At 36.3% G+C, this 21,321-nt stretch carries 23 protein-coding genes; 22 read left to right on the plus strand and 1 reads right to left on the minus strand.

The features are described 5' to 3' along the window. Nucleotides 1–70: 70 nt before the first annotated feature. The 11 genes from AC1DS7_RS09270 (at nucleotide 71) to AC1DS7_RS09320 (ending at nucleotide 8,973) form a co-directional block, all read left to right on the plus strand. Nucleotides 71–1,333 carry a tetratricopeptide repeat protein gene (locus tag AC1DS7_RS09270; RefSeq protein ID WP_002086616.1) on the plus strand — a complete coding sequence of 421 codons (1,263 nt, stop codon included), beginning with the start codon at nucleotides 71–73 and terminating at the stop codon, nucleotides 1,331–1,333. Between the two features lie 73 nt (nucleotides 1,334–1,406). Beyond that, nucleotides 1,407–1,943, plus strand: coding sequence for a ReoY family proteolytic degradation factor (locus tag AC1DS7_RS09275; protein ID WP_002086615.1), 537 nt, complete (start codon nucleotides 1,407–1,409; stop codon nucleotides 1,941–1,943). 153 nt (nucleotides 1,944–2,096) lie between these two features. Next, nucleotides 2,097–2,552 (plus strand): YpiF family protein, encoded by a 456-nt coding sequence (locus AC1DS7_RS09280; RefSeq protein ID WP_002030770.1) that lies wholly within the window; start codon nucleotides 2,097–2,099, stop codon nucleotides 2,550–2,552. Between the two features lie 144 nt (nucleotides 2,553–2,696). Next, the gene (gene qcrA / locus AC1DS7_RS09285; protein ID WP_002030772.1) at nucleotides 2,697–3,209 is read left to right on the plus strand and encodes a menaquinol-cytochrome c reductase iron-sulfur subunit; all 513 of its coding nucleotides are present in this window, start codon (nucleotides 2,697–2,699) and stop codon (nucleotides 3,207–3,209) included. Then, entirely contained in the window at nucleotides 3,210–3,884 is a 675-nt protein-coding gene (gene qcrB, locus AC1DS7_RS09290) for a menaquinol-cytochrome c reductase cytochrome b subunit (RefSeq protein WP_000932700.1), read from the plus strand. 43 nt (nucleotides 3,885–3,927) lie between these two features. Continuing rightward, entirely contained in the window at nucleotides 3,928–4,695 is a 768-nt protein-coding gene (qcrC, locus tag AC1DS7_RS09295) for a menaquinol-cytochrome c reductase cytochrome b/c subunit (protein ID WP_002011836.1), read from the plus strand. Between the two features lie 512 nt (nucleotides 4,696–5,207). Next, on the plus strand, nucleotides 5,208–5,798 hold the full coding sequence (gene lhaT, locus AC1DS7_RS09300; protein ID WP_002086612.1) for a lipoprotein heptaprenylglyceryl N-acetyltransferase LhaT: 591 nt from the start codon (nucleotides 5,208–5,210) through the stop codon (nucleotides 5,796–5,798). A 25-nt stretch (nucleotides 5,799–5,823) separates the two neighbouring features. Next, nucleotides 5,824–6,510, plus strand: coding sequence for a lipoprotein intramolecular transacylase Lit (lit, locus tag AC1DS7_RS09305; protein WP_002064533.1), 687 nt, complete (start codon nucleotides 5,824–5,826; stop codon nucleotides 6,508–6,510). A 107-nt stretch (nucleotides 6,511–6,617) separates the two neighbouring features. Next, nucleotides 6,618–7,403: a sporulation protein YpjB gene (ypjB, locus tag AC1DS7_RS09310; protein WP_476998928.1), complete on the plus strand. Its 786-nt coding sequence runs from the start codon at nucleotides 6,618–6,620 to the stop codon at nucleotides 7,401–7,403. Between the two features lie 105 nt (nucleotides 7,404–7,508). Beyond that, entirely contained in the window at nucleotides 7,509–8,189 is a 681-nt protein-coding gene (locus tag AC1DS7_RS09315) for a zinc metallopeptidase (RefSeq protein WP_002086606.1), read from the plus strand. A 133-nt stretch (nucleotides 8,190–8,322) separates the two neighbouring features. Next, nucleotides 8,323–8,973, plus strand: coding sequence for a uracil-DNA glycosylase (locus AC1DS7_RS09320; protein WP_002011844.1), 651 nt, complete (start codon nucleotides 8,323–8,325; stop codon nucleotides 8,971–8,973). 28 nt (nucleotides 8,974–9,001) lie between these two features. Here the strand turns inward: AC1DS7_RS09320 and AC1DS7_RS09325 are convergent, their stop codons facing one another. Continuing rightward, on the minus strand, nucleotides 9,002–9,883 hold the full coding sequence (locus AC1DS7_RS09325; RefSeq protein WP_002011845.1) for a YitT family protein: 882 nt from the start codon (nucleotides 9,881–9,883) through the stop codon (nucleotides 9,002–9,004). Between the two features lie 391 nt (nucleotides 9,884–10,274). Between AC1DS7_RS09325 and AC1DS7_RS09330 the strand changes: the two genes are divergently transcribed. The 11 genes from AC1DS7_RS09330 to dinG all read left to right on the plus strand — a co-directional run bounded on the left by AC1DS7_RS09330 (nucleotide 10,275) and on the right by dinG (nucleotide 21,187). Then, entirely contained in the window at nucleotides 10,275–10,619 is a 345-nt protein-coding gene (locus AC1DS7_RS09330) for a nucleotide pyrophosphohydrolase (protein WP_002011846.1), read from the plus strand. Continuing rightward, a complete protein-coding gene (dapB, locus tag AC1DS7_RS09335; protein WP_061675136.1) occupies nucleotides 10,616–11,416 on the plus strand; it encodes a dihydrodipicolinate reductase in 801 nt (266 codons plus the stop codon). The genes AC1DS7_RS09330 and dapB overlap by 4 nt, the downstream gene beginning before the upstream one ends. Before the next feature lie 14 nt (nucleotides 11,417–11,430). After that, nucleotides 11,431–11,826, plus strand: a complete 396-nt coding sequence (gene mgsA / locus AC1DS7_RS09340) for a methylglyoxal synthase (protein ID WP_000684753.1) — start codon at nucleotides 11,431–11,433, stop codon at nucleotides 11,824–11,826. An 11-nt stretch (nucleotides 11,827–11,837) separates the two neighbouring features. Next, on the plus strand, nucleotides 11,838–12,542 hold the full coding sequence (gene bshB1 / locus AC1DS7_RS09345) for a bacillithiol biosynthesis deacetylase BshB1 (RefSeq protein WP_002011848.1): 705 nt from the start codon (nucleotides 11,838–11,840) through the stop codon (nucleotides 12,540–12,542). After that, entirely contained in the window at nucleotides 12,539–13,684 is a 1,146-nt protein-coding gene (gene bshA / locus AC1DS7_RS09350; RefSeq protein ID WP_002086596.1) for an N-acetyl-alpha-D-glucosaminyl L-malate synthase BshA, read from the plus strand. The genes bshB1 and bshA overlap by 4 nt, the downstream gene beginning before the upstream one ends. Next, nucleotides 13,671–14,864 (plus strand): CCA tRNA nucleotidyltransferase, encoded by a 1,194-nt coding sequence (locus tag AC1DS7_RS09355; protein WP_002086595.1) that lies wholly within the window; start codon nucleotides 13,671–13,673, stop codon nucleotides 14,862–14,864. The genes bshA and AC1DS7_RS09355 overlap by 14 nt, the downstream gene beginning before the upstream one ends. Beyond that, nucleotides 14,849–15,829 carry a biotin--[acetyl-CoA-carboxylase] ligase gene (locus AC1DS7_RS09360; protein ID WP_002086594.1) on the plus strand — a complete coding sequence of 327 codons (981 nt, stop codon included), beginning with the start codon at nucleotides 14,849–14,851 and terminating at the stop codon, nucleotides 15,827–15,829. The genes AC1DS7_RS09355 and AC1DS7_RS09360 overlap by 16 nt, the downstream gene beginning before the upstream one ends. 342 nt (nucleotides 15,830–16,171) lie before the next feature. Continuing rightward, entirely contained in the window at nucleotides 16,172–17,008 is an 837-nt protein-coding gene (panB, locus tag AC1DS7_RS09365; protein ID WP_002011854.1) for a 3-methyl-2-oxobutanoate hydroxymethyltransferase, read from the plus strand. Next, the gene (gene panC, locus AC1DS7_RS09370; RefSeq protein WP_016101475.1) at nucleotides 17,008–17,856 is read left to right on the plus strand and encodes a pantoate--beta-alanine ligase; all 849 of its coding nucleotides are present in this window, start codon (nucleotides 17,008–17,010) and stop codon (nucleotides 17,854–17,856) included. The genes panB and panC overlap by 1 nt, the downstream gene beginning before the upstream one ends. A 12-nt stretch (nucleotides 17,857–17,868) precedes the next feature. After that, nucleotides 17,869–18,252, plus strand: coding sequence for an aspartate 1-decarboxylase (gene panD, locus AC1DS7_RS09375; protein WP_000490176.1), 384 nt, complete (start codon nucleotides 17,869–17,871; stop codon nucleotides 18,250–18,252). 130 nt (nucleotides 18,253–18,382) lie between these two features. Further along, the gene (gene dinG / locus AC1DS7_RS09380; RefSeq protein WP_002166066.1) at nucleotides 18,383–21,187 is read left to right on the plus strand and encodes an ATP-dependent DNA helicase DinG; all 2,805 of its coding nucleotides are present in this window, start codon (nucleotides 18,383–18,385) and stop codon (nucleotides 21,185–21,187) included. The last annotated feature ends 134 nt before the right edge of the window (nucleotides 21,188–21,321 follow it).

Raw genomic sequence — 21,321 nt, forward strand, 5'->3', positions numbered from 1 at the left:
GCGTTCTTACACCTAGTTGCTTATGATAAATGAACAGAAGAGAATATTTTTTGAATTAAAGGAGACGTTTATGCAAAAGTTTGAACAGGCTGTTTCTTATATTGAAAACGGTGAAGCAGAAAAAGGATTACAATTATTAAAAGAACAACTACGAGTTGCTAATGATGAAGAGAAGTATGATATCGCTCGTTACTATCATACACTTGGGTTTATGGATGAGGCGTTAGCAATTACTGAAGACTTACGCTTGCTATATCCGGAAGAAAGTGAATTTACGGTATTTTTAGCAGAATTATATATTGATTTAGATAAAGAAGATGAAGCGATTGAAGTGCTTCATGATATTCCAGAAAACGATGATTTATATGTTCAATCGTTATTACTTGTAGCGGATTTATTCCAAATGCAAGGTTTTGATGATGTAGCAGAACAAAAACTATTAAAGGCGAAAGAAATGATGCCAGACGAACCTGTTATTACGTTTGGGTTAGCAGAATTATATAGTAGTAAAGGTGAAGAGCAAAAGGCGATCACTTATTATGAATCGTTACTAGCAGAACATAAAGTTATGGGTGGTGTTGTCATTGCGCTTCGTCTAGCAGAAACTTTAAGTGCTATTGGAAACTGGGAAGAGGCAATCTCTTACTATGAAGCGGGGTTAGAAGAGCAAAAAGATATTCACTCATTATTTGGATATGCCTTCACATTATACCAAGGAGAAGAATATCAAAGAGCAATTGGTGCTTGGCAAGAATTAAAAGAATTAGATCCTGAATACGCATCGTTATACATGTATTTAGCGAAAAGCTATGAAAAAGAAGGCATGCTTCAAGAAAGCTATGAAACACTTCAAGAAGGAATTAAAGTAGATGAGCTGTCTGTTCCTTTCTATGTAGAATTAGCGAATATTGCGGCGAAATTAGGTAAAATAGCGGAGGCAGAAGAAGTGCTTCAAAAAGCACTGGAGCTAGATCCGGGACATTTAGGTGCGATATTAAAATATGCGTATATTTTAAAAGAACAAGAGAAATACGAAGAGCTAATTGCAGTTGTAGAGCGTGCAATTGACAGTGGAGAACCAGATACACAACTACTTTGGGATCTTGCATTTGCAAAAAAACAATTAGAAATGTATTCGGATGCATTAAAACACTATGAAAGTGCATATACTTCTTTTAAGAATCATCCAGATTTCTTGGAAGAGTACGGTTATTTCTTATTAGAAGAAGGAATGCGAAAAGAGGCGAAAGAAGTATTTACGCAGTTAATACAACTAGACCCGACACAAATTCATATTGAAGAATTGTTATATAATTTAGAGGATTTTTCATAAGTTGGAAGGAAACTGAATGCCGCTTCTTGAATCTAAAAAGAAAAGAGAAAGACAGAGGAGGGACTTAATCGCTATGAATACCCCTGTTTCTGTAAACGAGAAGAAGGATTTTGTAAAATGGTTTTTGAATAATTACCAACTGAAACAGCGTGAATGTGTATGGATTTTGAATTATTTAATGAGTCACGATCAATTAATGCATAAAGTCCACTTCGTAGAACATGCAAAATATTGTCCGCGTGGCTTAGTAATGTCAGCAAATTGTGTGAAAGACACACCGTTTCACTTTTTCAAACAAAATGTAATGACAACAGATGCAGAAAAATCGTTTCATGATATTCGTTTGAATCGAGATGAGGATATTTATATTCAGCTTAATTTTAAATCATCGTTCCAAAATGCAAACTATGTAGCTGTATTAGAAGAAAACCCATATTTGCCAAAGCATATTGAAGTGAATGAAAAAGATCGATTGCTTGCAGAACGATTTTTAGAAGAAAGTGTATTCTCATTTAGAAGAGAACGTCTTTTGAAACAAATTGATGAAGCTTTGGATAAGCAAGATAAGGAAGCATTTCATAGGTTAACAGCAGAGTTGAAAATTTTATAGAATTCATTTTGATTATGTAATCTTTACGAAATTCAGACTTTTTAAGAAAAACTACTTAATAATAGGTAGTTTTTCTTTTTTTACCTCTTTTAGTATGGTTTAATATATATAAAGTGAAAGTTCTGTTATTTCGAATGGAGGAGGGGAGAAAAGGTGAAATGGATTGTAAAAGATGTAGAACAGTTTGAGCAAGCGAGGGAGTATGTAGATACAGGGATTATACCCCTTTTGTCTATTTCGGCAGCAAAAGAGATGAAAATGGTTGTAGAGCAAGGTGAATTTATTGAGGCTTTGAGTATGGAGTTGGAAAGGGAGTATAAAGGAAGAGTGCTTTTACTGCCCGCATTTACGTATTTGGTAGAGAGCCAAAAGAATGAAAAAGACCGTTTGCAAGAATGGACAGATCATTTAAAAAGGCAAGGTTTTAAGCATATTGCCTATGTGACAAGTGACTTTTCATGGAAAGAAGATATGAGAGATGTGCAGGGTGATTTATTTTGGTTTCCATCGTTATCATTAGAGCAATTTAGTGACCAAGCGAAAAGGGAAGTTATTCGTGCACACATAAAAAATATTATGGAAATGTTGGAAGAAAGATGGATAAAATAATAATAAACAGAAAGTTCTTATTATTATGAGTAGTATGATATTGACCTATGCAAGAGGGTATTATATCATGATAGTGTCCTAGTTTTTATTTTTTATATAATTTTTTCACGAGGGGACAATTTCTGATAGAGGGGGGAAATTTTCGTGAGCGAGAAAGAACATCGTGTGTCAAGAAGACAGTTTTTAAATTACACACTTACAGGGGTAGGAGGCTTTATGGCGGCGGGTATTTTAATGCCGATGACGAGGTTTGCGCTTGATCCGGTGTTAAGAAAAGAAGTGGGAACAGATATGGTTGCTGTTGGACAAGTAAAGGATATTACAACAGAGCCGAAGCGCTTCGATTTTAAGGTGAAGCAGGTTGACGGATGGTACAAGTCTGAAGAGCCAAAATCTGCTTGGGTGCATAAAGATGAAAGCGGAGACATTGTTGCATTTTCTCCAGTGTGTAAACATTTAGGTTGCACAGTGAACTGGAATTCGGACAAAGCACATCCTAATCAATTCTTTTGCCCATGTCACGGGGGACGTTACACAAAAGATGGGATGAACATTAAAGGCACACCGCCTCTTGCTCCGCTTGATGTGTACGAGTCTAAAGTGAAAGATGGAACGCTGTATTTAGGAAAAGCGAAGCCAAGAGGGGGTGCAAAGTAGATGTTAAATAAAATTTATGATTGGGTGGACGAACGTTTAGATATTACACCGATATGGCGTGATATCGCTGATCATGAAGTACCTGAGCATGTTAACCCGGCACATCACTTTTCTGCATTCGTCTATTGCTTTGGAGGACTTACCTTTTTCGTTACAGTAATTCAAATTTTGTCCGGAATGTTTTTGACGATGTATTATGTGCCGGATATTAAAAATGCTTGGGAGTCGGTTTATTATTTACAAAATGAAGTAGCTTACGGGCAAATTGTTCGTGGTATGCATCACTGGGGTGCTAGTCTCGTAATTGTAATGATGTTTTTACATACACTCAGAGTTTTCTTCCAAGGTGCGTATAAAAAGCCTCGTGAGTTAAACTGGATTGTTGGTGTTCTTATTTTCTTTGTTATGTTAGGTCTTGGTTTTACCGGATATTTATTACCGTGGGATATGAAAGCGTTATTTGCTACGAAAGTAGGGATTCAAATTGCAGAGCAAACGCCGCTCATTGGTCCTTATATTAAAACATTACTCGCTGGTCATTCCGAAATCGTTGGCGCTCAAACATTAACTCGCTTCTTTGCTATTCACGTCTTCTTCTTACCAGCAGCACTTCTAGGTTTAATGGCCTTCCACTTCATCATGATTCGCAAACAAGGTATTTCCGGTCCGCTATAAGAGATTGCTAAATTAAAGGGGAAAGAACAAAAGGAGGGAGATTATGCATCGCGGCAAAGGGATGAAGTTTGTAGGAGATTCTCGGGTACCAGTAGCCCGGAAACCAAATATTCCAAAAGATTATTCTGAATATCCAGGGAAAACAGAAGCGTTTTGGCCGAATTTCTTGTTAAAAGAATGGATGGTTGGTGCAGTTTTTTTAGTCGGTTATTTATGTTTAACAGTGGCGCATCCGTCACCGCTTGAGAGAATGGCGGATCCTACAGATGCAGGATATATACCACTTCCAGATTGGTATTTCTTATTCTTGTATCAGTTATTAAAGTATTCGTATGCTTCAGGCTCATTTACTGTAATTGGTGCGTTTATTATGCCGGGGATTGCGTTTGGAGCGTTACTATTAGCTCCGTTTCTAGATCGAGGCCCAGAAAGAGCACCATTGAAGCGTCCTGTAGCAACGGGGTTTATGCTTTTAGCAATTGCATCGATTATTTTTTTAACTTGGGAATCTGTAGCACACCACGATTGGGAAGCTGCAAAAAAACAAGGAGCAATTGTAAAAACAGCACCAGTTGATAAAAATGATGACGGCTACAAGTTGATGCAAAAAAATACTTGTTTAACATGTCATGGTGACAATTTACAGGGCGGAGCGGCAGCACCGGCTTTACAAAACTTAACTTTAAAACCAGAAGAGATCGCTAAAATTGCGAAAGATGGAAAAGGTTCAATGCCTAAAGGTGTATTTAAAGGTACAGATGAGGAACTGAAAAAGCTTTCGGAATTCGTTGCAAAGTATAATAAAAAATAATAGAAAAGCTGACTACAAAATCTGTAGTCAGCTTTTTATTTTGCGTGCCCAGCTAAGCTGGGCACTGTTTGATGGTGAAAGGTTTAAATAGAATTCTACAAGGATTCAAAAATTATTATAGCCTATCTTCAATTGGACAGAAGTGGCTCGGTAAAATAGATTGGTACGTCTTAGAACGGCTTAACCTTTTTTGGAATAAGAAAAGAAATGTTCGAAAGAAACATGGTCGTATCAAGGACTTGATGAAGAAAATAACATACACACTCGTGAAAGTAGGAAGCTAGAACAAACTGAAAGCTAAAGAAGGAAGAGCATCGGAAAGCCGTATGAGGGAAAACCTCACGTACGGTTTGATGAGGGGAAGCTGAAACAGAAAAGGGATAGCAAAGCCATCCCTAAAGAAAATTTAATCTGTTTTAGTTTTCTACTCTACGATGACGGAAAGTTTGCTATATAATAGAGTAGAGTTCGATGAAAGAATTACTTTGCTTGAAAGGTGTTGGACATACAGATTGGCTTACTTGTATGCAATGTTAAGGCAACGTTCGGTACTATTATTTTTATTGGTTGTTAACATATTAGGTACAATTTACGGATTCATATGGTATGGAAATCAATTAAAAGAAACCTCACCTATATTTTGGCCGTTTGTACCAGATAGCCCTATGGCGACTCTCTTTTTTGTCTTTGTTTTAATTGCTTTTTTGATGAAGAAGAACTGGGGGTTAATAGAAGCGCTAGCGATAGTTACTTTAATAAAATATGGTGTTTGGGCTGTTGTTGTAAATGCAATTATGATTTATGTAAAAGGCCCTATTGGCCTTATGGGATATATGTTAATGTTATCTCATTTTGCGATGGCAGTGCAGGGAATGTTATATGCTCCGTTTTATCGGATAAAAAAATGGCACTTCACTGTAGCTGGCATATGGACATTACATAATGATGCAATTGATTATTTATTTTGGCAAATGCCGAGATATGGGATTATGCATTTATTTGTAGAGAAAATTGGTTATTTTACGTTTTGGTTAAGTATTGCTGTACTGTGTATTACATATTATTATTGCTTACGTGAGAACCGAAAACAGTTTTCTTTATGATGGTGAGGACATTTAGGGGGAGAAAATGAAGAAAAATAAGAGCGGTATAAACATATTGGATCGATTGATCACTTTAGTAGTTTCCTATAGCATAGCATTTTCTGTTTTCGCTCTCGCGACAACGGTAGTTGTATATGGAAAATGGTTGTATTATTTTGAAATTGATTTTTTAAATATTCCAGATTTAGCGGATATGACGAAAGATGAAATTAAGAGAAACTATGATGTGCTTATTACATATTTATCGCCGTTTTATGAAGGTGCATTACAATTGCCGACATTAGATATGTCCACAAATGGACGCATTCATTTTGTAGATGTTAAAAATATTTTAGTAAAGATTCAATATATAATGTATGGAACGATTGTAATTGCTGTATTAGGAGGAGCGTATTTATTAAAAAAGAAAAAAGAAAAGTTTTTACTTCACGGAGCGATTCTTACAATTATTTTTCCAATAGCTCTTACGTTACCAATTGCTATTAATTTTGAAAAGAGTTTCGTATTATTTCATAAGCTTTTATTTAGCAATGATTATTGGATGTTTGATATTGAAACAGATCCGGTTATTTTAATGTTACCGGAAGAATTCTTTATGCATGCTGCATGTATTATTTTATTATTGATTTTAGGTGGTAGCATGCTTTGCTACGGTGTGTATAAATATTTAGTGAAAAAGAAAAGGGTTTCAAAGAAAAAATTCTCTGTTTAAAGAGAATTTTTTTGTTTTCATAGAGATAATATATTTTTTGGTTTTGTTCTGTTCTATTCTTGTCCAATTCCACATATTTTGTACTAGTAGTTATAGGGGGGACCGGGATGAAGAGAACATTAATTGGACTGATAGCATTTCTAATTATAATGTTTCCAGTACGTATATATGCTGAAGAGTGGAGTGAACTAACTGGATTGCTAGATGACTCTTTGCAGTTAGTGAAGAAAAAAGAAGATGAAAAGGCAATACAAGTACTGTACCATTTCTCAGAGCAATTTCTATCAAAGGAGAATGAAAATAATTCAAAAGTAACTCCGGGACAAATTAGAGTCGTTTCTTTAGCATACGATAAGGCGAAACAATCTCTCGCGGAAGATTMAGATAGGCAAGTTAAAGTGGATAATATGTTAGCGTTACAACTTGCTGTTGATGCACAAGTATCTAAATATCAGCCACTTTGGATGGAAAGAGAAAGAAAGATAATGAATGCTTTTTCTCAAGTAGAAAAGGCGATGGAAAAAGAAGATGATGGACAGTTCCAACAGACGCTAAATACATTTTTAAATGAATTTAATATTATTTATCCTAGTTTAATGATTGCTCTGCCAGAAAACGAAGCGCAGCGTGTAAATGCACATTTATCTTATTTGGATGAATTTCGTAACGTTATGTTAAAAACGAAAGGTGGACAAATGCAACTAGGGATTATTAAAGGTGATTTGCAAAAAATATTTCATACAGTAAAAAAAGATGAGATTGCTCCCTCTCTCATTTGGTTTATGACAATTACTGGAGGACTTATTTTGTTCACTTTAACGTATGTTGGATGGAGAAAGTATAAAGGGGAGAGAGAGAAGCGGAGAAGCAACTTGCATTCTAAAGATAGATAATATGCATAAATAAAGATACGGATTGTAAGGTTTATTTATTGACAACGGTGGAAGAAAAAAATAGAATGAGAAGTACTATAATTAAAACTTCAATGGAGGTTTATGATGTTTTATTTAATTTACTTCGCGATCATTTTGATCATACCGTTGTATGCACAGTCAAAAGTACGTAGTGCCTATAGCAAGTATTCACAAGTTTATTCAACATCAGGTATGACAGGAGCGGAAGTGGCTCGAAAAATTTTAGATGAAAATGGATTGTACAATGTAGCCGTAGAAGAAACGCCAGGTCATTTGTCAGATCATTATGACCCGCGTGTAAAGACGGTTAGATTATCGACAGATAACTATTATGGTCATTCAGTTGCTGGTACAGCTGTAGCAGCACATGAAGTAGGACACGCAATTCAAGATGCGAAAGATTATAACTTTATGCGTGTACGCCATTCGTTAGTGCCAGTTGCTAATTTTGGTTCAAACATGTCATGGGTTTTTGTCCTAATTGGTGTATTTGCACAAATGTCTGGTTTGTTGTTACTAGGAATTATTTTAATGGCAGCAGGTGTTATTTTCCAACTTGTTACATTACCAGTTGAGTTTGATGCATCAAAACGCGCAATGCAACAAATTGAAGCACTTGGTATCGTATCAACAGATGAGTACGGTCAAGCTCGTAAAGTATTAAATGCGGCAGCATTAACATATGTAGCAGCAGCTGCTGTAGCAGTATTTGAATTATTACGTCTCGTATTAATTTATACTGGTATGCAGCGTAGCGACGATTAAAGACTATCAATTTTGATAGTCTTTTTTTGTTTTGTGGATTGAATCTTATAATATGTTACAAATGGAAATAATAGAGAGAATATGGGGTATAGAACTAGTTAAAATAAAGATAAGTATGGAATGATGAAAGAAGGTGACGGACATAGAATATCCATATTATTTAGTTAAACAAGTGAAGGAGCGTAGTGCTACATACCAATTAGAAGGTTTTTTAAGTGGACAGGGCCCTAAAAACCCGAAATTAATGCTTGTTGGAGAAGCACCTGGTGAAACAGAAATTCATAATGGGATTCCATTTAGTGGGAGAGCGGGAAAACATTTAATGGAATTTTTAGAACGTATTCACGTTACAAGGGAAGAAGTATATATTACGAGTGCGGTCCGGAGTAGACCTTATAAATGGAGAGAGAAAAGGGAACGAAATGGCGAAATAATACAGAAGAAGTACAATAGAACACCGAATCAAGGTGAGATACTTGCACATGCACCTTTGCTAGATTATGAACTGGAATTTATACAGCAGCCGGTTATTGTCACACTTGGTAATATTGCATTACAGCGTTTAGTTGGTAAAAATAATAAAATTACGGATGTTCATGGAGAATTGTTAAAGCAACCTGTGCAGCGATTGAAAGATAGCAGCAGTACAGAATTTATTTGGTCAGAAAAAGAATATCATATTTTTCCGACCTTTCATCCAGCTTCTATTTTCTATAATCGGAGTTTGTTGGAGCTTATTTATGAGGATTTGGAGAAACTTAAAAGATTTATAATAAAAAACTAGAAAAGCTACAGAGCTTTTCTAGCTGAATTTAATTATGTAACGGTTTTTTATTTTCATCTAATGTAAATCCTTCACCAACAACATCGTGTACATCACTTACAGCGACAAAGGCATGTGGATCTACTGAAATAATGATATTTTTTAATTTTACGATTTCATTTTTAGCAACAACACAATATAGTACATTACGTTCTATTTTTGTATAGGATCCAACTGCTTTTAAAAAGGTTGCTCCGCGCTCCATTTCTGATAAAATTTTTGAAGCAATTTCATCGTTTTTATCAGAAATAATAGTTGCTCCTTTTGCTGCATAAGCACCTTCTTGCATGAAATCAATAACCTTAGCCCCGATAAAAACAGCAACTAACGTATACATGCCCTCGCGATATGATAAATATGTAAGAATAGAGATAATGATAACGACCGCATCAAACATAAACATCGTTTTTCCCATACTCCAGCCAACATATTTGTGAGCTAGCCTTGCGATAATATCAACACCGCCAGTAGTCCCGCCGTATTTGAATATAATTCCAAGTCCTATGCCGATAAATGCCCCAGCGAATAAAGCAGCCAGTGTCATATCATTTTGCAAGTTTAAATGTAAGTTGAGAACCTCGTAGCGCTGAAACACCCAAAGGAATAAAGAGACGCTAAATGTACCGATTAATGTGTATAAAAATGTTGTTCGGCCGAGTAATTTCCAGCCAATGAAAAATAGGGGGACGTTTAAAATTAAGTTTGTATAGGAAGGATCAAGTGAAAATTTAAAATATAATAATAGCGTAATGCCGGTAAATCCACCCTCTGCAAGATGGTTTTCAATATTGATATTCACAATACCGAAAGAAAAAATAGCGGAACCGATTAAAATAAAAATGATATTCCGAATCTTCAAATTTGATGTCATTTAGAAATCCCCCTAATTATGTAATGATTGCATTGCTCCTCTTAAACGATAGAACATAATAATAAGTTATTTCTAGTTGATAGTAAAAATAGAGAATGGTATAAGAGCTTAATTAGTTCAGCCTGATATTGTGCGGAAAAACTGCAAAAGAAAGTTTCACTTTATCCCGTCCCAACGGCTGGTAGAGGGAAAAGCAAAGAAGAAAAGGTCGAACCAGCCGCAGGGACCCGATTGGTTCAGGCTGATCTTTTGCAAAAAACCGCAAAAGAAAGTTTCACTTTATTATAGTCTATCCTAAAAAGAGTCGTAAATAGTGATATGAGGGAATAATATTTGTCAAATCGCGATGAATTGGCTAACATGAAAGAGGAAGGAATAAGAGGTGACTAGTATGGAAGCAAAAACGATGAAAGATATGCAGAAAGAAGTAGATGCATATATCGGTCAATTTAAAGAAGGTTATTTTAGTCCGCTTGCAATGATGGCTCGTTTAACTGAAGAAATGGGAGAGCTTGCAAGAGAGGTTAATCATTATTATGGTGAGAAACCAAAGAAAACGACTGAGAAAGAACGAAGTGTTGAGGAAGAGCTTGGAGATGTTTTATTTGTTATGATTTGTATGGCAAATAGTTTAAATATTGATTTAGAAACAGCGCATAACATTGTAATGAATAAATTTAATACACGTGATAAAGATCGTTGGACACGTATTGATGAGGGAGAGAAAGACGCATGAAAGAAATTAAAGTAATTATCGCTGGACCACGAGGACGCATGGGATATGAAGCAGTCCTTCTTATGGAAAGAACAGCGCATTTCAATTTAGTAGCAGCAATTGATTATAAGCATGGCGGAGAAAAAATTTCTGATTTACCGGGAATGCCAGCGCTAGATGCACCTATTTACGCGGATTTACATACTTGTTTAGATGAAGTAGAAGCAGATGTATTGTTAGATTTAACAACACCAGAAATTGGAAAGAAACATGTGACACTTGCAGTTGAACGTGGACTTAGATCAGTTATTGGTACAACTGGATTTACTGAAGAAGAACTAAAGCAATTAACAGAAAATGCAAAAGAAAAAGAAGTAGGAACAATTATCGCTCCAAATTTTGCGATTGGTGCAGTTCTTATGATGAAGTTCTCTCAAATGGCAGCGAAGTACTTCCAAGATGTTGAAGTAATTGAATTACACCATGATCAAAAATTAGACGCACCATCTGGTACAGCTGTAAAAACAGTAGAATTAATCCGTCAAAATCGTGTACCAAAAGAGCAAGGGCACCCTAATGAAACGGAACAATTAGAAGGGGCACGTGGTGCAAATGTAGACGGTATTCACATTCATAGCGTACGTCTACCAGGGCTTATTGCACACCAAGAAGTAATGTTCGGCGGAGATGGACAAATGTTAACAGTTCGTCATGATTCATTCAACCGTGCATCATTTATGTCAGGTGTAAAACTATCAATTGAAACAGTAATGAGCCTTGATCATCTTGTGTACGGTTTAGAAAATATTATCGACTAAAGGGGAGACAACGGATGAAAATTGCCTTAATCGCACATGACAAAAAGAAAGATGATATGGTTTCGTTCGCATACGCATATAAACCAATTTTTGAAAAACATGAACTTTTTGCAACAGGAACGACAGGACTTCGTATTATGGAGGCAACTGGTTTAGTTGTAACAAGATATCAATCCGGTCCTCTTGGTGGCGATCAAGAAATTGGTGCAATGATTGCAAAAAATGAGATGGATATGGTGATTTTTTTCCGGGATCCACTAACAGCCCAGCCGCATGAACCAGATGTTAATGCGTTACTTCGTTTATGTGATGTATACGCCATCCCATTAGCAACAAATATGGCAAGTGCTGAAATGCTAATGCATGCATTAGAGCGGGGAGATTTAGATTACCGAAAGTTAAGAAAATGAGGGGAACAATTATGAGTGGATTACATATATTAGCGTTTGGTGCTCATGCCGATGATGTTGAAATCGGCATGGCAGGTACCATTGCAAAGTATACGAAGCAAGGATATGAAGTAGGCATTTGCGATTTAACAGAAGCTGATCTTTCTTCAAATGGAACGGTAGAACTAAGAAAAGAAGAAGCAAAGGCTGCAGCTCGTATTATGGGAGTAAAAACGAGAATTAATTTAGCAATGCCAGACCGTGGTTTGTATATGAAAGAAGAATATATACGTGAAATTGTAAAGATTATTCGTACATATAAACCAACACTAATTTTCGCACCATATTACGAAGATCGTCATCCAGACCATGCTAATTGCGCGAAACTTGTGGAAGAAGCTATCTTTTCAGCGGGAATTCGTAAATATATGCCTGAACTTCCGCCGCACCGTGTAGAGTCTTTTTATAATTATATGATTAATGGTTTTCATAAACCGAATTTTTGTATAGATATTAGTGAATACCTTTCTAAAAAGGTGGAAGCGTTAGAAGCGTATGAAAGTCAGTTTTCAACAGGGAGTGATGGTGTTAAGACGCCATTAACCGAAGGATACGTTGAAACTGTAATCGCTCGGGAGAAGATGTTTGGGAAAGAAGTTGGAGTGCTGTATGCCGAAGGATTTATGAGTAAGAAACCGGTTTTATTACATGCTGATTTAATAGGGGGATGTAAATGAAATTGAAAATAGGTATTACATGTTATCCTTCTGTAGGTGGTTCTGGGGTTGTTGGGACAGAGTTAGGAAAGCAATTGGCGGAACGCGGGCATGAAATTCATTTTATTACATCGGGTGTACCATTTCGGTTGAATAAAGTGTACCCGAACATTTATTTTCACGAAGTAACAGTAAATCAATATTCTGTTTTTCAATATCCACCATACGATTTAGCATTAGCGAGTAAAATGGCAGAGGTTGCTCAAAGAGAAAACCTTGATATTTTACATGTGCATTATGCAATCCCGCATGCTATTTGTGCATATTTAGCAAAACAAATGATTGGGGAGCGTATTAAAATTGTTACGACCTTACATGGAACGGATATTACTGTGTTAGGTTCCGACCCTTCGTTAAATAATTTAATTCGCTTTGGTATTGAACAATCTGATGTTGTTACAGCTGTGTCACATTCGTTAATTGAAGAAACAAATGAACTTGTAAAACCAGATAAAGAAATTGAGACGGTATACAATTTTGTAGATGAACGTGTTTATTTCAAACGTGATATGTCTCAATTAAAAAAAGAATATGGTATACGAGAAAATGAAAAAGTGTTGATTCATATTTCAAATTTCCGAAAGGTTAAGCGTGTACAGGATGTTGTGCAGTCATTTGCCAAAATTGTAAAGGAAGTAGATGCGAAATTGCTTCTTGTTGGTGATGGACCAGAGTTCTGTACTATTTTACAATTGGTGAAAAGTTTACATATTGAGGAACGTGTCTTATTCCTAGGAAAGCAAGATAATGTTGCAGAGCTTCTTGCGATGAGTGATTTAATGCTACTTTTATCAGAAAAGGAAAGTTTTGGTCTTGTTATATTAGAAGCGATGGCGTGTGGTGTGCCTAGTATCGGAACGAGGGTTGGGGGCATTCCAGAGGTCATTCAACATGGTGAAACAGGATATATATGTGAAGTTGGAGATACAGACGGAATAGCTAAGCAAGCAATTCAGCTACTAGAAAATGAAGAACTTCACCGTAATATGGGAGAGCGAGCGATGAAATCTGTATATGAGCAGTTTCGTTCGGAAAAAATCGTTTCACAGTATGAGGCGATTTATTATGACATACTAAGGGATGACAAGAATGGAAAGATTTAAAAAAGCTAGTTCAATTATTGAGATGTTAAAACAGCACGGACATGAGGCTTACTTCGTTGGTGGAAGTGTACGCGATCTTATTATCGATAGACCGATTGGAGATATCGATATCGCAACATCTGCTTTACCAGAAGAAGTAATGGCTATTTTCCCAAGACATGTTCCGGTTGGTCTTGAGCATGGAACTGTAATTGTTGTAGAAAATGGTGAACCGTATGAGGTAACTACTTTTCGAACAGAAAGCGAATATGAAGATTTTCGAAGACCTAGTAGTGTTCAATTTGTCCGTTCATTAGAAGAGGATTTAAAACGACGTGATTTCACGATGAATGCAATTGCAATGACAGAGGAAGGCGAAATGGTTGATTTATTTGCTGGGAAAGAAGCGATTCGTCTGAAGGAAATTACAACGGTTGGAGATGCTGCAGACCGTTTTCAAGAAGATGCACTGCGAATGATGCGTGGTATTCGGTTCGTAAGTACGTTAGGTTTCTCTTTGGAAATAAAGACGAAACAAGCAATTGAAACGTATGGGCATTTGCTCGAACATATAGCGATTGAAAGAATTACAGTTGAATTTGAAAAATTGTTGACCGGTACATATTGTGTGAATGGTCTTCAAGAGTTAGTAGAAACTAAGCTATTTTCTCATCTGCCATATTTGCAAATGTCAGAAGAAAGACTCTTGAAAGCTACGCAGTATAAATGGGATTCTTTCGAAACAGACGTTGAGGCGTGGGCATTTTTCCTATATTGTATCGGAGAAGAGCATCCATCTGTCTTTCTGCGTCAATGGAAGTTCTCGAATAAAAAGATTAAAGATATCGTAGCGGTTTTATTAGCAATTCGTTCTAGAAAGGAGAAGGAGTGGGATACAATCCTTCTTTATAAAACTGGGATTCGCATCGCTGAGATGGCGGAAAGAGTATATGAAGCGATAATAGAAAGTTATAATAGTGCGTCTGTTAAGCAAGTACAATCATTATTTCATGCATTGCCGATAAAAAATCGTCAAGAAATGAATGTGACTGGTAATGATTTATTAAGCTGGACAGATAAAAAGCCAGGTCCGTGGGTTGCCGAAATGCTTCAAAATATTGAAGAAGCAATCGTACAAGGAGATTTAGTTAATAAGAAAGAGGATATAAGGGAGTGGCTACAAAGATGCAATCTACTATAAGAAAGCAGTTATTACAAGTTTTTTCTGAAGCAGATGGTGCATTTGTATCTGGTCAAATACTTAGTGACAAACTTGGTTGTTCGAGAACCGCTGTATGGAAGCATATGGAGGACCTTCGTAATGAAGGGTATGAACTAGAAGCTGTACGCCGCTTAGGGTACCGAATTGCTAGTAAACCAGATAAAGTAACTGCGAATGAGATTCAATTAGGATTACAAACAGAGCGTATCGGTAGAACGGTTTATTTTGAAGAATCGGTTGAGTCTACTCAGCATATTGCAGCGAGACTTGCTTATGAAGGCGCAGAAGAGGGAACAATTGTCGTTGCTGAAGAACAAACAGCAGGTAGAGGACGTTTAAGTAGAAAATGGTATTCCCCAAAAGGAACAGGAATTTGGATGAGTATTATTTTACGTCCCTCGATTCCAGTTCATCATGCACCACAGCTTACTTTATTAGCAGCGGTTAGCGTAGCGCAAGCAATTGAAAAATGTACCGGTGTAAACGTAGGGATTAAGTGGCCGAATGATATTTTAATTCAAGGTAAAAAAGCTGTCGGTATATTAACGGAGATGCAAGCTGATCCAGATAAAATTAATGCTGTTATTATGGGAATTGGCATTAATGCAAATCAGAAACAAGAACATTTTGATGAGGAAATTCAGCAAATTGCAACTTCATTAGCAATTGAATCGGGTAAGCCGATTGTTCGTGCGGAACTTATGCAACAAATTTTCTTGCAACTAGAGAAATTGTATGAAGAGTATTTAAAAAATGGCTTCTCTGTTATTAAAATTCTTTGGGAAAGTTACGCAGTAAGTATCGGAAAAGAAATTACAGCTCGAACGATGAAGGAAACTATTAATGGGCTAGCAAAAGGAATTACGGAGGATGGTGTATTGTTACTTGAGGATCATCAAGGACAAGTGCACCACATTCATTCTGCTGATATAGAAATTAAGTAAAAGAAGTTCCTATTTTGGAGCTTCTTTTTGTCATTTAGATACTAATAAATTTCACATACCGTAATAGGGATAAAAAATTATTTTTTCGAAAAAATGTAGCAATTCCTTTTCAGAGTTTGCTATAATTAGTTCGAATATGGGCAGTATCAAAGCGAACTGCACCATTATTTTACGCAGTATGAAAAAATAATAATTTGGATTCTGCCTTGATCCAATAATGGACTGGGACAGAGGGATGAATAATGCCGACTAACACACAACCCTTCTGCCCTTTTATGGCCAGAGGGGTTTTTTATATGATTTCGGCCATCTCCTCTCTCCTGCATAAAGGAGGAGTAGTTTTTGAAAACAAAAACAGATTTTTTGAAAATGAAAGAGCAAGGTGAGCCGATTACAATGCTAACGGCGTATGATTATCCATCTGCTAAATTAGCAGAAGAAGCTAAAGTCGATATGATTTTAGTGGGTGATTCTCTAGGAATGGTTGTACTTGGGTATGATTCAACAGTTCCAGTAACAGTAGAGGATATGATTCATCATACGAAAGCTGTACGCCGCGGAGCGAAAGAGACTTTTATTGTAACTGATATGCCATTTATGTCTTATCATGTCTCATTGCAAGATACGATGATTAATGCACGTCGCATTGTTCAAGAGAGCGGGGCACATGCATTAAAGGTAGAAGGTGCTGGAGAAGTTATATCAACTATTCACTACTTAACGAATGCGGGAATTCCCGTTGTGGCGCATTTAGGTTTAACTCCTCAATCTGTAGGAGTGCTAGGTGGGTATAAAGTACAAGGGAAAGATGCTGAAAGTGCAAAAAAATTAATAGAAGATGCAAAGAAATGTGAGGAAGCTGGTGCGATAGCACTTGTGTTAGAATGTGTGCCAATGCAATTAGCAGAACTTATTTCAGAGCAGTTAACAATTCCTACAATTGGAATTGGAGCAGGACAAAAAGTAGATGGGCAAGTTCTTGTATACCACGATCTTATCTCGTACGGCGTAAATCGTGTTCCGAAATTTGTGAAGCAATATACGTCTGTTCAAGAGGAGATTGTGCGAGGGATTTCGCAATACGTTACTGAAGTAAAGACAGGGCAATTTCCTGAAGAAAAACATTCATTTACAATGAAAGAGGAAGAGTGCTTAGCGTTATACGGAGGAAAACAATAATGAAAATCATAACTACAGTGCAAGAGATGCAGCAAATTACAAACGAACTGCATGCAAGTGGAAAAAGTATCGGTTTTGTTCCAACGATGGGGTATTTACACGAAGGGCATGCTACGTTACTACGTAAGGCAAGGGAAGAAAATGAAATTGTAGTTTTAAGTGTATTTGTAAATCCACTACAATTTGGACCAAATGAAGATTTAGATCGATACCCACGTGATATTGTTAGAGATGAAAATGTAGCAAAAGAAAATGGTGTTGATTATTTATTTTATCCGAGTGTAGAAGAGATGTATCCAGCAGAACAAACGACAACAGTAGAAGTTGTGAAGCGTACCGACGTTTTATGTGGCAAACAAAGACCTGGTCATTTCGCTGGTGTGGCGACTGTACTAATGAAACTATTTAATATTACATTGCCAACGCGTGCTTATTTCGGTATGAAAGATGCACAGCAAGTAGCTGTAATTGAAGGATTCGTAACTGATTTTAATATTCCCGTTACGATCGTACCAGTTGATATTGTAAGGGAAGAAGATGGATTAGCGAAAAGTTCTCGTAATGTGTATTTATCACTAGAAGAACGTGAAGAGGCTCCTCATTTATACGGCAGTCTATGTATAGCGAAAGAACGAATTGAGGCAGGCGAACGTAATCCGGAAATCATTATGAATCTTGTGAAAGAGCATATTGAGAAGTATACGAAAGGCACTGTAGATTATGCTGATTTATATGCATATCCTTCATTAAAAGCAATAAATAAAATTGAAGGAAGAATCATTTTAGCGATTGCGGTTAAGTTTGAAAATGTACGATTAATTGACAATATAACATTAATGGGGAAATAAGGGGGAGCATCTATGTTTCGCACAATGATGAGAGCGAAGTTACATCGTGCAACTGTAACAGAAGCAAATTTAAATTATGTAGGTAGTATTACAATTGATGAAGATTTAATGGATGCGGTAAATATTGTAGAAAATGAAAAAGTACAAATTGTAAATAACAACAATGGAGCTCGCTTAGAGACATATGTTATTAAAGGAGAGCGCGGTAGCGGTGTTGTGTGTTTAAATGGTGCAGCTGCAAGGCTTGTACAACCGGGTGATAAAGTTATTATTATTTGCTATGGTTTAGTGGCAGAAGAAAATATTCATAAACAAGAGCCGAAAATTGCAGTATTAGACGATGATAATCAAATTATTGAAATGTTAGGTGCTGAAAAAGCTGGCACGATATTATAAGTAGGAAGGCTATCTCTAATTAAGGAGATAGCTTTTTTGTGCATCTTTTCATTAAGATGAGGTAAAACGTGGTATAGTAACATTATATAATTTTTGTGTTTGATAGGTAAGAAATTGAGGTGTTACATATATGAGTAAGCGTTATGTCGTTGTTGATTTAGAGACGACAGGGAACTCCTGGAAGGATGGGAAGGATAAAATCACCCAAATTGCAGCTGTTGTAGTGGAAGATGGAGAGATATTAGAGATTTTTTCATCTTTTATTAATCCGAAGAGAGAGATTCCCCTATTTATTACAGAATTAACTGGGATTGATGAAGATCTTGTAAAACAAGCCCCGTTATTTCGAGATGTAGCCCCGATGATTGTTGAGCTATTACAAGGTGCGGCTTTTGTTGCACATAACGTTCACTTTGATTGGAATTTTTTAAATGAAGAATTAAGGCAAGCTGGATATACAGAAGTACATTGTCCTAAAATTGATACAGTTGAATTGGCGCAAATTCTTTTGCCGACAGCTGATAGTTATAAATTACGTGATTTAGCTAAGCAGCATGAACTAGAGCACGATCAACCACATCGTGCGGATAGTGATGCTCTTGCAACAGCGGAGTTGTTTTTACAATTTTTAAGTGAAATTGAAAAGTTACCACTTGTCACATTACAATCGCTTTATGAATTAAGTGATGTTTTCCAAAGTGATATAGCTGATGTACTTTCTGAAAATATTTTAAAGAAAATGATGCATGGTAAAGAAGAGGCAGAGGAGTGTGAGGTGTATCGAAATATTGCGCTTCGAAAGCGGAATTATTCTTTAAGCCTCAGTGAAACATACTCATCTAAATTTGATGCTTTCTTACATAAGACAATCGATAAACTTGAATTGAATATGCCAAAGTTTGAAAAAAGAGAAAGCCAACAGATTATGATGAAGGAAATATATACAGCGCTAAGAGATTCTAGGTTTTCACTGATTGAAGCAGGAACAGGTACGGGGAAGACGCTTGCATATTTACTTCCAAGTATTTATTTCGCAAAGAAAAAAGAAGAACCTGTCATTATAAGTACACAAACTGTACAATTGCAACAACAAATACTAGAAAAAGAAATTCCTTTATTAAAGAAAATAATGCCATTTTCATTTGAAGTAGCTCTTCTGAAAGGAAGAAAGCATTACCTTTGTCTACACAAATTTGAATATGCTTTGCAAGAGGAAGAGAAAAATTATGATATGGCGCTCACAAAGGCAAAAATTTTAGTGTGGTTATTGCAAACGGAAACTGGCGATCGTGATGAATTGAATATTCCTGAGGGCGGCAAGTTACTTTGGAACCGTATTTGTAGTGATGTACATAGTCCAGGCGGGATGCAAAGTAACTGGTATAGTCGTTGTTTTTATCAAAGAGCAAAGAATAAAGCATTATTTGCAGATATCGTTATTACAAATCATGCGTTATTATTTCAAGATTTTTCAAGTGAAGAACCATTATTTGCTTCATGTGAACATATTATTTTTGATGAAGCTCATCATATCGAGGAAGCGGCGAGTAGAACATTAGGTGAACAATTCTCATGCATGTATTTTCAATTAGCTTTATCTCGTCTTGGTACGCTAGAAACAGATGATGTACTTTCTAAAGTATATAAAATGATGAAAAAATCAGAGCAAGCATCGCGTTCGACTTTCCGTATGGTGAGTCATAGTTTGAAGGAATTGAAATTTGATGCGGATGAACTATTTCAAATGTTACGGACTTTCGTATTTAAACAAACAAAGCAGGAACAAGGGATGAGCAATATGCCACTCATTTATCGATATAACACGGAAGTAGAGAAAGGTAAGTTATGGGATAGCATTACCGAGTTAACAAATCGATTTGTGTATGATGTAAGAAAGTTATTGACTACACTTGAGAAGCAAGCTGAAATATTGCAAAGTAAATTAGAATGGGAGATGCACGTCGTTACAGGTGAATTTATGCATTTAATTGAGTTGTTGAGAAAGATGGCACAATCTTTACAATTACTCATTTTAGAAAAAAATTCATACGTGACATGGATGGAGACTGAAACGAAGGGAACGATTCATTCAACAGTTCTATATGCGCAGCCTGTTCATATTGGTGAAAGATTTGCTGATGAATTTTTAACCCAGAAAAAGAGTGTTATTTTCACATCAGCAACGTTAACAGTTAATGATTCATTCGACTATATAAAAGAGGAGCTAGGTTTACATGATTTTGCTCCCAATACATTAAAGGTTCCATCACCATTCCGTTTTGAAGAGCAAATGAAATTAATGGTTTCAACGGATGTACCTTTTATTAAGAAAGCAAGTAATGAAGAATATATTGAGTCTATATCGGCACATATTGCGAAAATAGCGAAAGCTACAAAAGGTAGAATGCTCGTTTTATTCACTTCGTATGAAATGTTGAAAGAAGCGTATACGAATTTGAAAAATGATGAGACATTAGAAGGATATTTATTATTAACGCAAAGTGTGAATAATAAGAGCCGAAGTCGTCTAATCCGCAAATTCCAGGAGTTCGACAAATCGATTTTGTTAGGAACAAGTAGTTTTTGGGAAGGGATAGATATACCTGGAGATGCCCTAAGCTGTCTTGTCATTGTCCGTCTGCCTTTTACCCCTCCTCATCAGCCGATGATGGAAGCAAAAGGAGAGTGGTTAAAAAATCAAGGAGAAGACGTATTCGATAAGTTGGCGCTCCCGCAAGCAATCTTGCGTTTCAAACAAGGGTTTGGTCGTCTTATTAGAACAAATACAGATACGGGAACTGTATTTGTATTAGATCGTCGTTTGACAAGTTCTTCCTATGGAAAACGATTTTTACAATCAATCCCAACTGTACCGCTCTATGAAGGACCGTTAGAAGAATTGTTAGTACAGTTAGAAGAATCGTCAAATGAATAAAACTGGAAGAAAAATACGCCTGAAGTACATTTAAACTTCAGGCGTAAAAAATGTGGGTAGGAGGAATTTTATTTTTCTTACTTCTTGTATACAAAATATATTGCTTTTCGATTTGAAACCTTTTTTTGCTGTAC

Source organism: Bacillus sp. P4_E1, from assembly GCF_056401715.1.

Bases quoted from the DNA above. Each gene is read 5' to 3' on its own strand.
- AC1DS7_RS09270 (WP_002086616.1), top strand. From the start codon at position 71: ATGCAAAAGTTTGAACAGGCTGTTTCTTATATTGAAAACGGTGAAGCA.
- AC1DS7_RS09275 (WP_002086615.1), top strand. From the start codon at position 1,407: ATGAATACCCCTGTTTCTGTAAACGAGAAGAAGGATTTTGTAAAATGG.
- qcrB (WP_000932700.1), top strand. From the start codon at position 3,210: ATGTTAAATAAAATTTATGATTGGGTGGACGAACGTTTAGATATTACA.
- qcrC (WP_002011836.1), top strand. From the start codon at position 3,928: ATGCATCGCGGCAAAGGGATGAAGTTTGTAGGAGATTCTCGGGTACCA.
- lit (WP_002064533.1), top strand. From the start codon at position 5,824: ATGAAGAAAAATAAGAGCGGTATAAACATATTGGATCGATTGATCACT.
- AC1DS7_RS09315 (WP_002086606.1), top strand. From the start codon at position 7,509: ATGTTTTATTTAATTTACTTCGCGATCATTTTGATCATACCGTTGTAT.
- AC1DS7_RS09325 (WP_002011845.1), bottom strand. From the start codon at position 9,883: ATGACATCAAATTTGAAGATTCGGAATATCATTTTTATTTTAATCGGT.
- AC1DS7_RS09330 (WP_002011846.1), top strand. From the start codon at position 10,275: ATGGAAGCAAAAACGATGAAAGATATGCAGAAAGAAGTAGATGCATAT.
- dapB (WP_061675136.1), top strand. From the start codon at position 10,616: ATGAAAGAAATTAAAGTAATTATCGCTGGACCACGAGGACGCATGGGA.
- mgsA (WP_000684753.1), top strand. From the start codon at position 11,431: ATGAAAATTGCCTTAATCGCACATGACAAAAAGAAAGATGATATGGTT.
- bshB1 (WP_002011848.1), top strand. From the start codon at position 11,838: ATGAGTGGATTACATATATTAGCGTTTGGTGCTCATGCCGATGATGTT.
- bshA (WP_002086596.1), top strand. From the start codon at position 12,539: ATGAAATTGAAAATAGGTATTACATGTTATCCTTCTGTAGGTGGTTCT.
- AC1DS7_RS09355 (WP_002086595.1), top strand. From the start codon at position 13,671: ATGGAAAGATTTAAAAAAGCTAGTTCAATTATTGAGATGTTAAAACAG.
- AC1DS7_RS09360 (WP_002086594.1), top strand. From the start codon at position 14,849: ATGCAATCTACTATAAGAAAGCAGTTATTACAAGTTTTTTCTGAAGCA.
- panC (WP_016101475.1), top strand. From the start codon at position 17,008: ATGAAAATCATAACTACAGTGCAAGAGATGCAGCAAATTACAAACGAA.
- panD (WP_000490176.1), top strand. From the start codon at position 17,869: ATGTTTCGCACAATGATGAGAGCGAAGTTACATCGTGCAACTGTAACA.
- dinG (WP_002166066.1), top strand. From the start codon at position 18,383: ATGAGTAAGCGTTATGTCGTTGTTGATTTAGAGACGACAGGGAACTCC.